A 14,961-nucleotide genomic window follows, 5' to 3' on the forward strand; every position below is an offset into this window, starting at 1 on the left:
CCCGACATTTCGGAACAGCGAGCTCCGCCTCTTCGTCCGGGGGGCGAGCATCCTCCTGGAATCCTCGCGCCGGGAGGCTTACCTTTGACGGTAGATGCCCTCGCACCCGAATTCACAGCTCGGCTTGTTCGACACGGCGGCGCCTGATGAGCGCGAGGACGTGGGTGCGGAGGCGCGCGCGGGCACGGGGGCGCGGAGCCGGCTCCCCGCGCGGGAGGAGGCGGCCACGCCGGATACACAGCGTCGGCGTCCCTCCCGGGGGGATTCGCTCCCACCAGATACGGCTCGGCGCGCGAGCACCGCGCCGGAGAGTCGGCGCACCGCGTGGGAGGATGGGCTCCCGCCAGATACGGCTCAGCGCGCGAGCATCGCGCCGGAGAGCCGACTCCCCGCGCGAGAGGAGGCACTCCCGCTGGCGGCGGAGCTGGCGCGGCGGCTGTCGTCGATTCTCGGCGTGCCGGTCCACCTGCGGCTCACGGACAACCGGGCCACGCTGGTGAGCTTCCGCCGGGGTGAGGAGGGGCTGCGGCTGCGCATCCACCACCTCTTCCTGGGAGCACCTGACGCGGTGGTTCAGGCCATGGCGGCGTACGCGGGCCGGGCGGACGCGAGCGCGGGCGAGGTGCTTGAAACCTACGCGCACGCTCACAGCGAGCGGGTCCGCCGGGAGCGTCGGCCTGGCAAGCCTCTGCGCACGCGAGGCCGCTGCTTCGACCTGCAGGCCATCTTCGCCCGGCTCAACGCGAGCTGGTTCGACGAACGGGTGCAGGTCGACGTGGGTTGGGCGCGCAAGCCGGCCGGCACGAAGCGCCGCAGCATCCACGTGGGCGGCTACGACGCGCGGCTGCGGGAGATTCGAATCCATCCGGCGCTGGACCGGCCGCACGTGCCCGCGTTCGTGGTGGACTACCTCGTCTTCCACGCGATGCTGCACGCGGACCTCGACGACGGAACGAGCAACGAGGGCCGCTGCGCGCCCGAGCACACGCCGGCCTTCCGCGAGCGCGAAGTCCTGTTCCCGCTGCGTGACGCGGCCCAGCGCTGGTTGGGCGACAACCACGCGTCCCTGCTGCGCGGCCGATAGCGCGGCGCGATTCGCGCAGGCCTCGCTACTTCTACACGGAGAGAATGACCCACTTCGCCGTATCCACGGCGTAGACGATGGGGATGCCCGCGAGGGGCGGCCCCTCCAGGCCATGGCAAGCATCAGGCCGGGCAGTGAAGCGGACGAAGACCACTACATCGTTACCGGGGACAGCCGTCACGTCATAGGACTGGCGCTGCGAGGCACAAACCTCCGTGGGTGTGGCGTCTCGGCGAGGCTTCGCACCCAACGGAAGGAAGTCCTCCATGGCGAGTGCGACGGCCGCGGCAATCGCCCCTGGTAGGACGTGCTGCCCTTCCGTGGGAAGCACGAGGGGAAATCGGTAGCGCGCGGCTTCTTCAGGTGGCGCCTTCGCAGGCCGAGGCGCAGGCCGGAACAACGCGCACCCAGGGAGCAGCGCCAACCAGATTTGGAATGAACCATCCCTTTCTCATTCAAGTTGTGACCATATGAGCTTCGACCGCATTCAGATCCGCATTTGTGGCCGCCCGCGGATAGCGCACCTCGTGACGCGGCCCAGCGCTGGCTGGGCGACAGGCTGACGCATCACGCGCGCCGGGACAGTAGCGGCCGTGGGCCTCACCGAGGCATGCTCGGGGGGATGCGCTACTTCAACGTGGAAGAAGCCAATCGGCTGGTGCCGCTGTTGACGCGCACCTTCGAGCGGGTCCGCCCGTGGGTGGAGCGCGCCCAGCAGCTCGCGGACGAGCTGGGCGCCGCGCCCGTCCCCAGCGACCCGAGCCTGGCCTCCCTGCGCGAGGAGCGCGACACCCTCCTGGAGCGCATCCGCGGCGAGCTCCTCCAGCTCCAGGAGATGGGCCTCGAAATCAAGGGCGCGGACGGCCTCGTGGACTTCCGCGCCCACCGCGGCGGTGAGCAGGTCTACCTGTGTTGGCGCTTCGGAGACCCCGCCGTCTCCCACTGGCACGCCCTGCTGGACGGCTACGCGGGGCGGCGCCCCATCGAAAGTCCGGACGACTTCGCGCCCACGTACCTCAGCTAGCCCGCCTCGCCGCCCAGGCTCTTCTGCAAGAGCGACATCTTGTTCCGCGCCGACAGCAACTGCTGACGCAGCGAGTCCGCCTGCCGGCCCACGTCGTGGAAGGCCTGCTCGTCCGCGGCGCGCGCCAGTGCGTGGGCTTCGTCCGCGACCAGGGACATCCGCTCCTGGAGCGCCTGGAAGGTCCCCACCAGGGCGGCGTTCTCCTCCGGCGTCTTCGCCGCCTGCCGCTGCTGCGCGAACTGCTGCATCTGCACGTTCAGCTCGGCCGCGTTCCCTCCCAGGGCGCCATAACGCACGAGCAGGTCCTTGAAGATCTCCGTGCGCCGCTGAAGCTCCTGCGCGCGCTGGTGGATGGCCTCGGCCTGGGCCTGCTGCCTGTCGCGCACCTGGGAGATGGCCCCCACCAGCGCCGTCACCCGGCCCCGGAGCTGCTCATCCAGGTCCGCCAGCCCCTGCAACATCGCCGAGGCGCGCTCCAGGTGCTTCTCGGATTGCAGCGGCGCCTGCTCCAGTTGCTCGGCCTGGGCCTCGAAGCGGACCAACTCCGCGTCGAGCGCCCGAGCGGCCGCCACCAACTCCGACTCCTGAGGCTTGTCACGCTTGCTCATCGTCCGAGCACCATGGCACTTCCGGGAGCAAGGCGCCGCTCCGAAGCGAGCGCCCCTGGCAAGGCAGCCGCCACCCCAGGCCGCCTGCCGGCCCGGCCGCCCGGCAACCCCTGGCCGTGAGGCTCGATACGCCCACGGTGTGCTCGCCAGCAGCGTCCGTCATCCCCAACTTTCGGGCATCTGACGTCACGAGGTGCACACATGCCCATGGGTTTCTCCCGCTCCGTGCTCGTTACCGGCGCCACTGGCCATCAAGGCGGTGCCGTCGCGCGGAAGCTCTTGCAGCGCGGCCACCGCGTCACCGCCTTCGTCCACCACCCGGAGTCCCCCGCCGCCCGGGAGCTCGAGTCGCTGGGCGCCGAGTTGGCCGTCGGTGACTACGACGACCTGGACTCCATCGCCCAGGCCGCCCGGGACATGGACACCATGTTCGCCGCCGCGACGCCGTTTGGCCCGGGCGGCGTGCAGGCGGAGGTCCGCCACGGGAAGAACCTGGCGGACGCGGCCCGGCTGGCGCGCGTCCAGCACTACGTCTACTCGTCGGTGGCGGGGGCGGACCGCCTCACGGGCATCCCCCACTTCGACAGCAAGCACCGCATCGAGACGCACGTGCGCACCAGCGGCCTGCCCTACACCCTCCTCGGGCCCACCTTCTTCATGGAGAACTTCACCAGCGGCATGTTCGAGGAGGGGCTGAAGGCGGGCGTGCTCGCCATGGGCCTTTCGCCCACGCGCGGCCTGCAGATGGTGGCCCTGGATGACCTGGCGGCCTTCACCGTGCGCGTCATGGAGGAGCCGGAGCGCTTCGAGGAGCACCGCATCGAGGTGGCCTCCGACGAGGTGACGGGCCAGCAGGCCGCGGGACTCCTGTCCATGGTGAGCGGCCACCGCATCCACTACGAGCAGCTCCCCCTGGACTACATCCGCGAGCGCAGCGAGGACCTGGCCGCCATGTACGAATGGCTGGACCGCAAGGGCTACCAGGCGGACATCCTCACCCTGCGGCACAAGTTCCCGGAGGTCCGCTGGCACACCTTCGAGGACTGGGCGCGCGGCCAGGACTGGAGCGCCCTGACGTCCCCCGCGTGGCCCCACGCCGCCGCGGAGCCCGTGTCCCCTTGAAGGTGGTGCTCCAGGCGCGGCTCGTGGACGCGGAGCGCGGCGAGCCGCTGGGCACGCTCGACATCCCCTTCCAGGTCCGCAAGGACTGACGGCGCGCCCCGGCGTCAGTGCAGCGTCGGCGAGGCTTCCCGGGTGCCCGGGCGAGGGAAGCCCTCCAGCAGGGACGCCTCATCCGACACGCCCAGCTCCCGCCGCAGCGTGGGGCCATCCATGGGCAGCCCGAAGAGCGCGGCCACGGGCACCCAGTCCAGCGCCGCGGCCACCAGGGGCCCCAGGCCCAGCAGCGCCACCGCCGCGCCGCGCGACGTCCCCGACGCCAGCCCCCCCACCACCATCCCAGCGCCCGTCACGATGCGGAGCCACCGCCCCGGCCGCGACGCCAAGAAACCAACGAGCATGTGCACCTCCCAGGGGCGAAGATGGCCACGTCCCTGCGGGCGGCCACCCGCCGTGGTGCCCCGCACGGCTGGAGTGCCGGACAGGCAGGCAGGCACCGGACAGCGCGCCCGACGCGCCCTGGGCCCCCGCACGGAAGGCGGCCTCGCGCCGAGCGCCTGCCCGCCGAGCGCCTCCAGCGGCCTTCAACGGCGCGCCGCGCCGCCCGCCCGCTGCCAGCCCGGGCGGCTCAAGCCAGCTTTCACCCACGGGGCGCCACGGACCGCCCTGGGGGAGGCAACCATGTTCAGTCGTTCGGAAATCCACAAGGGGATGAAGGTGCGCGGCAACGACGGGCACGTGCTCGGCCGCATCATCGAGATGAAGGGGGACGAGCTCATCGTGGAGAAGGGCCTCCTGCGCCGGCATGACTTCGCGGTGGCCCTGGCGGACGTGCGCGAGGTCGTCGGCGGCGAGGTGGTGCTCAACCACGGGCGCGACAGCCTCTTCTCCGCGCCCCGGGAAGTCCCACCCACGAAGCACTGACGCCTCAGGCGCCGCGGCGCGCGTCCGGCGCGCCCTCCGGGGCCAGGGGGGCCACCGGTTCGCCGTCACCGCTCCAGCCCGCGCGGGCCTCCGCCTCGCGGGCCGCGCGCCGCCCCGCCGTCACGTCCACGCGGGACAGCACCGCCGCGCCCGACACGAAGAAGAAGAGGAGGGACAGCACCGCCTGCCGGCTGGAGCCCGTCAGCTCCACCGTGGCCGCGAACACCAGCGGGCCCGCCACCGCGGTGACCTTCTCGAAGACGCTGAAGAGGCCGAAGAACTCCGCCGCCCTGTCCCGGGGCACCATCTGCGCGAAGAGCGAACGGCTCAAGGCCTGGCTGCCGCCCTGCACCATGCCCACCAGCAGCGCGAGCACGAAGAAGTGCAGCGGCGTGCGCATGAAGTAGCCCAGGAACGTCACCCCCACGTACACCGCCAGGGAGAACATCAGCGCGTTCTTCACGCCCACCTTCCCCGCGGCGCGGCCGAACAGCACCGCGCACGGCACGCCCACCACCTGCGTCAGCAGCAGCGTGCCAATCAGCGCGCCCCGGCCAATGCCCAGCTCCGTCCCGTACAGCGTGGACAGGCGGATGATGGTGCCGATGCCGTCGCTGTAGAGCAGATAGGCCACCAGCAGCAGCAGGGCCTCCCGGTGCTGGCGCAGCCCGCCCAGCGTGCGCGCGAGCTGCGCGAAGATGCCGCGCAGGGACAGCGGCGGCCGCGGGGCGCCCACGTCCGGCTTCGGCTCGGGGATGCGCCGGAAGAGCGGCACCGAGAAGACGGCCCACCACACCGCCACGGAGGCGAAGGCCACGCGCGAGGCGGCCCCCGCGTCCGCCAGCCCGAACCACGCCGGCCTCATCAGCAGCACGAGCTGCGCGCCCAGCAGCAGGCCTCCGCCCAGGTAGCCCAGCGCGTAGCCCGCGGTGGACACGCGGTCCAGCTCGTCGTCCCGGGCGATGTGCCGCAACAGCGCGTCCGAGAAGACGATGCTGCCCGTCACGCCCACGTTGCCCAGGCCGAAGAGCAGCAGGCCCCAGGCCCAGTCCCCCGGGCCCACCGTGGCCAGCGCCAGCGTGGACGCCACGCCCAGGCCCGCGAAAGCGCCCAGCATGTGCTTGATGCACCCGGCCCGGTCACTCAGCGCGCCCAGCACCGGCGACAGCACCGCCACCACGCTCAGCGCCACGGCGGTGGCGGTGGCGAAGCGGCTGGTGGCCACCTCGCGCGGCAGGCCCTGCGCCGCCACGGAGGCGTAGTAGAGCGGGAACACCACCGTGACGACGGTGGTGATGTAGGCCGAGTTCGCCCAGTCGTACATCGCCCAGGCGCGCAGCGCGGGCCGCGTCAGGCCGATTCGCGACAGCAGCCCCAGCGCCAGGCGTCTCATGCGTCGAAGTCCACCCCCGCCAGGGCGTCATCACCCTGGGCGGACTGGTAGACGTGCCAGGCGGCCGCCAGGTCCTGGAAGGGCAGGCCCACCGCCGCGAAGACGGTGAGGTCCTCCGGCGACGTGCGCCCGGGCTTCAGGCCGGCCAGCACCTCGCCCAGCTCCGCGTGGATGGCGCCCTCGTCCAGCCCCACCGCGCCCGCGGCGCCGGTGGACACCGCCAGACCCCGGTGGTCCACGATGAACCGCGCCTGGCGCAGCAGCTCCGCGGACAGCTCGGCCTTGCCCGGCTCGTCCGCGCCCAGCGCGATGACGTGGGTGCCCGGCCGCACCATGCCCGGCTGCAGGAAGGCGTGGCGGCTCCAGGTCGCCGTCACCACGAGGTCCGCGTCGGAGACGGCCTCCTCCACCGACTCCGCCATCCGCACCGGCAGGTTCAGCTCCTGGTACATGCGCGTGGCGAAGGCGAGCGAGCGCTCCGGCGCCGTGTCGAACACCCGCACATGCGACAGCGAGCGCACCAGGCGCAGGGACTTGAGCTGCAGCACCGCCTGCCGGCCCGCGCCGATGAGCGCCACGCGGCTGGCGTCCGGCCGCGCCAGCACGTCCGCCGACAGCGCGCCCACCACGCCGGTGCGCACCGCCGTCAGGTGGCCGGAGTCCATCACCGCCAGCACCGCGCCGGTGGCCACGTCATGCAGGTGCACCAGGCCGCGAATCGCCGGGGACTGGCCGGGGAACTTCGCGTGCACCTTCACCGAGTAGGCGGGGACGGAGGGCAGGCTGCCGGGGAAGAGCACCAGCGCGGTGCCCTCGGCGTGCAGGGGCGCGCGGGCGCGCTGCGGCGCCACGGTGCGCGCCAGCGCGTCGGTGCGGAAGGCCTCGCGCATGTCCTCCAGGAGGAGCGGGGCCTGCAGGTTGCGGGAGACGTCGGAGCGGGTCAGCAGGAGCGTGCGCATCTCCCTGACACCCTAACCGAGCCCGTGCGGGCCCACAGCCCCACAGCGCGCGGACGGGTGGGCAAGCGCCCGAAGTTGGACGTCCGGGCGGACGGCGCGCCGGCGTCCCAGCCGGGGTGGCCTCCACCAGGCGCGACGGCGGGACGAGGCACGCGAGCGGCATCGTCACCAGGGTGAAAGTGAACGACGGGGCGAGCCGGGCGGGCCCCGGGCCACGGGAGGCCGGTGATGCTGGAGACGGAATCCCGCGCAGCGGGCGACAAGCAGGCCTCCGGGGCACGGACGCTCAGGGTCTCCGCCTTCCTCCGTGAATATCGGGTGGAGCTGCTGGAGGAATGGCAACGCGCCATGCGCGCCCTCCACCTGGGACGCGAGGCCCAACCCTCCTGGCTGCTGGACCACCTGCCCCAGTTGGTGGACATGCTCGCGGACCTCATCGACCACGGCCCGGACGAGATTCTCACCACGGTACCGGACGAGCACGCCATGTCCCGCCTGGACGCGGGCTTCGACCTGGGGCAGGTGGCGACCGAGTACGCCCTCTTGCGCCAGTGCATCCTCCACAGGCTGGAGGCCGAGTCCGCCCTGCCCGCGCCGGGGGAACTGGAGCGGCTGGAAGGCGCGCTGGACCGGATTGTCACCCGCACGGTGACGTCCTTCTCCCAGGGGCGGCAGCGCATCCTCCAGGCGCTGGACCAGATGACGCAGGCCACGCTGGACAGCCCCTCCATGGCCAGCCTCCCCTCGCGGCTCCTCACCGTGCTGGTGGAGTCCGCGCTGTCGGTGGACGCGGCCGCGCTGCTCCTGCGGGAGGGAGACCGGCTGGTGGTGCGCGCCGCGGTGGGCCTGGGCGCGGACGAGGCGCTCGGCGCCTCCATGGGCCTGGACGAGGGCTTCGTGGGCGAGGTCGTCCGCCAGCGCCGCCCCCTGGCGCTGCGCTCGGCCTCCGCGAGCCCGCGCGAGGCGCTGCCCGCGTTGAGACAGGAGGGCCTGCGCGCCGTCTACGGCGTGCCCCTGCTGGACGGGGACCAGGTCCTGGGCATGGTGTACATGTGCTCGCGCACCGCGTTCATCTTCTCCGAACCGGACGCGCTCCTGCTCCGGACCATGGCGCAGCGGGCCACCGCCTACCTGGTGCAGGCGCGGCTCCAGGCCCTTGAGCGCCAGGCCCACGCGGACGCCCAGCGCTCGCTGGCGCAGTTGGACGCGCTCCTGGCCTCCACGCCCATGGGCATCGCCCAGTTGGACAGAGACCTGCGCTACGTGCGCATCAACCAGGCCATGGCGGACATCAACGGCGCCGCGCCCCAGGCCCACCTGGGCCGCCGCTTCCAGGAGATGGCGGCGGCCACGGCGGTGCACACGTTCGAGCCCATGTTCCGTCGCATGATTGAGACGGGCGAGCCGGTGGACGCCGTCGAGTTCTCCATCCCCGGGAACCCTCGCACCTACCAGGCCAGCTTCCACCCCATCCGCATGCCGGACCACACGGTGCTGGGCTTGAGCTGCACGGTGGTGGACGTCTCCCACCACAAGCGGTCCGAGGCCATGCTCCAGCGGGCGGTGGACTTCCGGGAGCAGCTCATGGCGGTGGTGGGGCACGACTTGCGCAACCCCCTCAACGCCATCAACGCCTCGGCCTTCCAGTTGTCGCGGGCCCAGGACCTGGCGCCGTCCGAGCGCCGCGCCGTGGACCGCATCCGCAAGGCCACCGCGCGCATGGGGCGCATGATTACGGACATCCTCGACTTCGCGCGCACCCGCCTGGGCGGCGGGCTCCCCGTGGCCCTCCAGCCCATGGACATGGCGGAGGTGTGCCAGGCGACGCTGGAGGAGCTCCAGGTCAGCGCCCCGGAGCGCGCCCTGCGCCTCGTGACGAGCGGGGACACGCGGGGGACCTGGGACCCGGACCGCGTCTCCCAGGTGCTGGGCAACCTGGTGACCAACGCCCTCCAGCATGGCCAGGAGGACATGCCCGTGTGCGTCTCGGTGCGCGGGGGAGTGAACGAGGTGGTGCTGGAGGTCCACAACACCGGCGAGCCGATTGCGGGCGAGCTGATGCCGCGCCTCTTCGACCCCTTCAAGAGTCACCCCGTCGGCACGGCGACGCAGGATGTCGCGAGGAAGAAGCGCAGCCTGGGGCTGGGCCTCTACATCGTCAGCCAGATTGTCCGCGCGCACGGGGGCCAGGTGGCGGTGCGCTCCAACCAGGTCGAGGGCACCACCTTCACCGTCCACTGGCCCCGCGCCCCCACGCTGCCCCAGGGCGCATGAAGCAGCGCGGCGAGCCTTGGCGGCCCGCCACCCTCCTGCCCGCACGCCCGCCCCTTCTGGGGGTGAATCGCGCGCGCCAGGTCGCTATTCCTTGGGCATGTTCTTCAATCCGACCAAGAAGCTGAGGCTGCCGACGCCGGCGGAGGCGCTGCCGGGCCGCGCGGAGGAGATTCCCGTCCCGGAGCGGCACGAGGTGCTGGGCACGCCCATCAAGGGCGCCGTCCCGGAAGGCCTGGAGGAGGTCTTCTTCGGCCTGGGGTGTTTCTGGGGCGCGGAGCGGAAGTTCTACCAGACGCCCGGCGTGTACAGCACGGCGGTGGGGTATGCCGGCGGCCTGACGCCCAACCCCACCTACCGCGAGGTGTGCAGCGGACTCACCGGACACAACGAGGTCGTCCGCGTCGTCTTCGACCCGAAGAAGGTGTCCTTCGAGGCGCTGCTGCGCGTCTTCTGGGAGAGCCACGACCCGACGCAGGGCATGCGCCAGGGCAACGACGTGGGCACGCAATACCGCTCCGGCATCTACTACACCAGCGAGGCCCAGCAGCGCGCCGCCGAGGCGAGCCGGGACGCGTACCAGAAGGTGCTCGCGGCCCGGGGCTTCGACAGCATCACCACCGAGCTGCTCCAGGCCCCGCCCTTCTATTACGCCGAGGACTACCACCAGCAGTACCTGGAGAAGAACCCGGGCGGCTACTGCGGCCTGGGGGGCACCGGCGTGAGCTGCCCGGTGGGCGTGGGCGTCAACGCCTGACACCGGACGCCGACGTGCGCGGGCGCGGGGTGAACGACCCGCGCCCGCCTTTCCGGCGCGCAGTGCAATCCAAGACAAAGACAGCGCAAAAGACGCGTGTGACGGGAGCCCCTGGCTCCAAGTCACACGCGATTTCAACGACTTGCTGCGTTGTCCGGCCTTGGTTTGACTTTGTTGTGATGCCGAAGGAATAGAATAGGCGGCAGAAAGGAAAGGACCGCTCGGACGCCGTTCATCGTCGCTGCGTGCTGGTTCACCCCCTCCCCCACTTTCTCCAACGGTCCGCTTTTCCCCATGCGTGTGCCGATTTCCCGTGTGCGAGGCGCGCACGGCCCCTGGCTGTCTTTGGCCCGGGCCTGTGCTGTCCTCGCGGTATGGCTGTGGGTGGCGGTGGGAGCGCGCGCGGAGGCCCAGTCAGGCCCCAACCTCGCGCTCAACCGGCCGGTGGTGACGTCCTCCTCGGAGCCAGGGCTCACCGGCAACTTCGCCGTGGATGGTGACGGAGGGACGCGCTGGGGCAGCGCGTTCGAGGAGGGCCAGTGGCTCTACGTGGACCTGGGCCAGCCCACGGCCATCAGCCGCGTGGTGCTGACGTGGGAGACGGCGTACGGCCGGGGCTACCGCGTCCAGGTCTCCAACGACGAGGCGAGCTGGCAGGACCTCCGGGTCATCACGGATGGCGACGGCGGGGTGGATGACCTCGCGGTGACGGGCAACGGCCGCTACGTCCGCATCCTCGGGACGCAGCGGGGCGCCATCGACTACGGCTATTCCTTGTGGGAGTTCGCGGTGTACGGCGGCGCGCATGCCTCGGGCGACCTGGCCCGCGGCCGGCCCGCGACGGCGTCCAGCGTGGAGGGCGACGCCGCGCACCTGGCGCCGGGTTACGCGGTGGACGGCGACGCGACGACGCGCTGGTCCTCCGACGACACCTCCGACGCCCAGTGGCTCCGCGTGGACCTGGGCTCCACCCAGCAGCTCGGCCGCGTGGTGCTGGACTGGGAGGGCGCCTATGGGAAGCAGTATGTGATTGAGGGCTCCACCAACGACAGCACCTGGACGGCGCTGGCGCCCCCCATCACCGACGGCGCGCCCGGCAGCCGCGGCATCAACGTGTCGGGCAGCGCCCGCTACGTGCGCGTGCGTGGCATCGAGCGCGGCACCGGCTACGGCTACTCGCTGTGGTCCTTCGAGGTCTACGCGCCCGGCGGCGGCCCCCAGGAGCCGCCCCCTCAGACGACGCCGCAGACAGTGAAGCTGATGTTCCCCGAGCTGGCGTACGCGAAAATCAACGTGTCGCCCGCGCCCCTCGGCGTCACGCCCACGCCCGAGGAGGGCAACACCACGCCGTCGGTGCGCAACCCGCCCGGGCCCTTCACCTACGAGCTGACCTTCCCGGCCAACACCGTGGTGACGATGTCGAAGAACCAGTTCTCCCCCACCGCGCCCAACACCGACATCCGGCTGGCCGTCACCACGTCCACCGGCACGGTGCTGCGCGGGCAGACGGTGTCCGCGCTGGCGGTGCAGGGGGCGGAGTGGAAGGTGGAGATCTTCACCATCACCCCCGGCCCGGACGGCAGGGACCGCACCATCATCCCCGACCCCTACCCGAAGCAGCCGCCGCCCGCCGTCGCGGGGGCCTTCCGCGTGGTGGCGCCCGCCAACGAGGCGGTGATGACGAACACGCGCCGGCCCACGCTGCAGTGGGCGCCCGTCACCGGCGCCACCGGCTACACGGTGTTCGTCAACCTGAGCCGCGACGACTACGACTGGATGGCGCCCGGCAGCCTGCTGGACCGCTTCACCCAGGTGGGCACCACCACCGCCACCTCCTTCACGCTGCCGCAGGACCTGCCCGACCGCTGGACGTACAAGTGGTACGTGGTGGCCAACCTGGGCGGTGGCGGCACCAGCCGCTCCGACTTGCGCACCTTCAGCGTCTACCTCCCCGAGGTGGAGACGGCGGACGACGGCGTGGCGCTCATCAACGGCCGGCGTGACTTGAACAAGAACGGCGTCATCGACCCCTACGAGGACTGGGCCAACCCCATCTCCGTGCGCGTCAATGACTTGTTGTCGCGCATGACGCCGCACGAGAAGGCGCTGCAGATGTTCTACGAGGCGCGGACGGTGCCGGAGGCCGGCTTCATGATGGGGCCGCTCAGCCCGTCGGACATCGCGACCTTCCAGCGCGCCTCCGCGCGCACGCGCCTGGGCATCCCGCACGTCGACGCGGGTGACACCATCCACGGCTTCAAGACGAGCTGGCCCACGCAGCCGGCGCTCGCCGCGTCGCGGGACCTGGACACCGTCTACGAGCTGGGGGACATGCAGCGCCGCGAGCAGGTCGCGGTGGGCAGCCGCGGCACGCTGTCGCCGCTGGCCGAGGTGGGCACCAAGGTGCTCTACCCCCGCATCCAGGAAGGCGGCGGCGAGGACGCGGACCTGGCCGCCGGCATGACGCGCGCGCTGGTGGCGGGCCTCCAGGGTGGCCCCGAGGTGAACCCGCACTCCCTCTGGGTGACCACCAAGCACTGGCCGGGCCAGGGCGCGGGCGGCGAGGGCGGCATCACCTACGACGGCACCACCATCCACTACCACATGCGCCCGTGGCACGCGGCCATCGAGGCGGGCACCAGCGGCATCATGCCCGGCTACGCGGGCAGCTGGCTGCTGGGGCCGGAGGGCTGGGGCGCGGGTGACAACCCGGGCATCCTCAACTACCTGCGCAATCAACTCGGCTACACGGGCGTCATCTGCTCGGACTGGCTGCCGTCGGGCGCGTGGTCGCGCTCGGCGATGGCGGGCTCGGATGTCATGGGCGGCGCCAACCCGCAGCAGATGGGGGACTTCGAGAGCGTCGTCACGCCGGCCCGCATCGACGCGGCCGCGCGGAAGATTCTCGACCTGAAGTTCCGCCTGGGCCTCTTCGAGGACCCGTACCGGGGCGGCCCCGCGGGCACGTCCGAGTGGCACACGGCCGACAACAAGGCCCTGGTGCGCCGCGCGGCGCAGAACGCGATGACGCTGCTGAAGAACGACGGCGCGCTGCCGCTGCGGCTGCCCGCGGGCTCGCGCATCGTGGTGGCCGGTCCCCGCGCGGATGACCCGGCCTGCATGGTGACGTGGCGCTCCGACTTCCACGGCACGGAGTTCGGCGACCTCACCATCTACCAGGCCATCCAGCAGCGCGCGGAGCAGGACGGCATCACCGTCTACAAGGACGCGGCGCCCGCGGGCGTCACCGTCAACGCCGCCATCGTCGTGGTGGGCGAGAGCTACTTCACCCACGGCACCGAGTGGGACAAGGAGAAGCCCTACCTGCCGGGCGACCCGATTGGCCCGCCGCACGACGCGCAGTGGGGCGACCAGTACGGCGTCATCACCGGCTTCCGGGCGCGGAACATCCCGGTGACGACGGTGATGATTCTGCCGCGCCCGTACATCCTGACCAACGTGGTGCCACAGACGAACGCGCTGCTGATGGCGTACCGGCCCGGTGACATGGGCGGCGTCGCCGTGGCGGACGTGCTCTTCGGTGACGTGCTGCCACGCGGCCAACTGCCCTGGCAGCTCCCGCGCTCGCTGGACCAGCTTGGCACCGACGTGGAGGACAACCAGTTGGAGCGGTGGGATTTGCCCTTCGACCTGGGCGCCACCGAGGCCCAGCGCGCGGAGATTCGGCAGCGCATCGCCCAGGGCCTGCCCATCTCCCCGATATACGGCAACCCGCTGTACCAGTATGGCGCGGGCATCCAGGGCTTCGGGCTGTCGGACGCCACGCCGCCCACGGCCTTCACGTTGCTGACGCCGGCGCCGGGCTCCACCCTCACCACGCGGCCCACCTTCACCTGGACGCCCAGCAGCGACCCGCAGACGGGCATCCACCGCTATGAGGTCTACCTGGACGGCAGCCCCTTCCCGGTGGCGACGACGAAGACGCCCTCCGCGGCGCTCGCCAACGTGTCCCTGGGCAACGGCGCGCACACCTGGTTCGTGCGGGCGTACAACTGGGCGGGCGGCGTGACGACGTCCGCCACGGCCACCTTCACGCTCAACGACACCGCGCCGCCCGCGGCCTTCACCGCGCTGGTACCGGCGGCCGGGGCTTCCGTGCCGGGCGCGTCCACCACGTTCATCTGGGAGCAGACCACGGACGTGGGCGCGGGCGTGGCGCGGTATGTCCTGGTGGTGGACGGGGCGGACCGCACGCCCGCGGTGACGCCGAGGACTTACGTGGGCACGGGCACCAACCTGGCGCTGGGCCGCAACGTGGCGGCCACCTCGTCCGAGTTCGGCAGCCCCAACGACGCGGTGGACGGCAACGCGGAGACGCGCTGGGCCAGCCGCAACGACGTGGCCAGCCCCGACACGGAGTCCATCACCGTGGACCTGGGCGCGGTGTACTCCCTCAAGCGCGTGGTGCTGAGCTGGGAGGCCGCGTTCGGCCGCCGGTACGTGGTGGAGACGTCCATGGACGGCAGCACGGGCTGGCGGACGCTGTACACGGAGGCGGCCGGCGACGGCGGGGTGGATGACCTCACCGGCCTGAGCGGCGTCGGGCGCTACGTGCGGATGCGCGGCGTGGAGCGCGCGACGGCCTACGGGTACTCGCTGTGGGAGTTCGCGGTGTACGGCGTGGGCACGGAGCAGCTTTCCGTGACGGGGCTGGCCACGGGCAGCCACACGTGGCGGGTGCGCGCGGTGGACGGCGCGGGCAACAGCACCCTGTCCAACGGGCCCATCCCCTTCACCAGATAACGGCGTGCTTCACGGGGGCCACCGCGAAGCGCGGCGGTGGTCCCCTTCGCCGCATTGA

At 71.9% G+C, this 14,961-nt stretch carries 11 protein-coding genes; 7 read left to right on the top strand and 4 right to left on the bottom strand.

Annotated elements, in window-relative coordinates:
- Nucleotides 1–94: 94 nt before the first annotated feature.
- On the top strand, nt 95–1,084 hold the full coding sequence (locus tag MYMAC_RS34065) for a hypothetical protein (RefSeq protein ID WP_095961088.1): 990 nt from the start codon (nt 95–97) through the stop codon (nt 1,082–1,084).
- 547 nt (nt 1,085–1,631) lie between these two features.
- Complete coding sequence (locus MYMAC_RS34075; RefSeq protein ID WP_095961785.1) at nt 1,632–2,108, top strand: DUF2203 family protein; 477 nt, start codon at nt 1,632–1,634, stop codon at nt 2,106–2,108.
- On the opposite strand, the gene MYMAC_RS34080 is transcribed toward MYMAC_RS34075, so the two are convergent.
- Nucleotides 2,105–2,716, bottom strand: coding sequence for a hypothetical protein (locus tag MYMAC_RS34080; protein ID WP_095961089.1), 612 nt, complete (start codon nt 2,714–2,716; stop codon nt 2,105–2,107). The two genes, MYMAC_RS34075 and MYMAC_RS34080, sit on opposite strands and share 4 nt — an antisense overlap.
- A 201-nt stretch (nt 2,717–2,917) precedes the next feature.
- Here MYMAC_RS34080 and MYMAC_RS34085 point away from each other — a divergent pair, with 201 nt between their 5' ends.
- On the top strand, nt 2,918–3,838 hold the full coding sequence (locus MYMAC_RS34085) for an NmrA/HSCARG family protein (RefSeq protein ID WP_095961090.1): 921 nt from the start codon (nt 2,918–2,920) through the stop codon (nt 3,836–3,838).
- A gap of 104 nt (nt 3,839–3,942) precedes the next feature.
- Here MYMAC_RS34085 and MYMAC_RS34090 read toward each other — a convergent pair whose 3' ends face one another.
- The gene (locus MYMAC_RS34090) at nt 3,943–4,236 is read right to left on the bottom strand and encodes a YgaP-like transmembrane domain (protein WP_239989188.1); all 294 of its coding nucleotides are present in this window, start codon (nt 4,234–4,236) and stop codon (nt 3,943–3,945) included.
- 280 nt (nt 4,237–4,516) lie between these two features.
- Between MYMAC_RS34090 and MYMAC_RS34095 the strand changes: the two genes are divergently transcribed.
- Entirely contained in the window at nt 4,517–4,759 is a 243-nt protein-coding gene (locus MYMAC_RS34095) for a DUF2171 domain-containing protein (protein WP_095961091.1), read from the top strand.
- Between the two features lie 4 nt (nt 4,760–4,763).
- Here MYMAC_RS34095 and MYMAC_RS34100 read toward each other — a convergent pair whose 3' ends face one another.
- Nucleotides 4,764–6,152, bottom strand: a complete 1,389-nt coding sequence (locus MYMAC_RS34100) for an MFS transporter (RefSeq protein ID WP_095961092.1) — start codon at nt 6,150–6,152, stop codon at nt 4,764–4,766.
- Nucleotides 6,149–7,111, bottom strand: a complete 963-nt coding sequence (locus tag MYMAC_RS34105; RefSeq protein WP_095961093.1) for an ornithine cyclodeaminase family protein — start codon at nt 7,109–7,111, stop codon at nt 6,149–6,151. The genes MYMAC_RS34100 and MYMAC_RS34105 overlap by 4 nt, the downstream gene beginning before the upstream one ends.
- Nucleotides 7,112–7,339: 228 nt before the next feature.
- On the opposite strand from MYMAC_RS34105, the gene MYMAC_RS34110 reads away from it, so the two are divergent.
- The 3 genes from MYMAC_RS34110 to MYMAC_RS34120 all read left to right on the top strand — a co-directional run bounded on the left by MYMAC_RS34110 (nt 7,340) and on the right by MYMAC_RS34120 (nt 14,903).
- Entirely contained in the window at nt 7,340–9,385 is a 2,046-nt protein-coding gene (locus tag MYMAC_RS34110) for an ATP-binding protein (RefSeq protein WP_095961094.1), read from the top strand.
- Nucleotides 9,386–9,482: 97 nt separating this feature from the next.
- Nucleotides 9,483–10,139, top strand: coding sequence for a peptide-methionine (S)-S-oxide reductase MsrA (msrA, locus tag MYMAC_RS34115; RefSeq protein ID WP_095961095.1), 657 nt, complete (start codon nt 9,483–9,485; stop codon nt 10,137–10,139).
- Nucleotides 10,140–10,523: 384 nt separating this feature from the next.
- Nucleotides 10,524–14,903, top strand: a complete 4,380-nt coding sequence (locus tag MYMAC_RS34120) for a galactose-binding domain-containing protein (protein WP_095961096.1) — start codon at nt 10,524–10,526, stop codon at nt 14,901–14,903.
- Nucleotides 14,904–14,961 lie beyond the last annotated feature (58 nt).

Origin of the sequence: Corallococcus macrosporus DSM 14697 (assembly GCF_002305895.1) — a bacterium.
GTDB lineage: Bacteria > Myxococcota > Myxococcia > Myxococcales > Myxococcaceae > Myxococcus > Myxococcus macrosporus.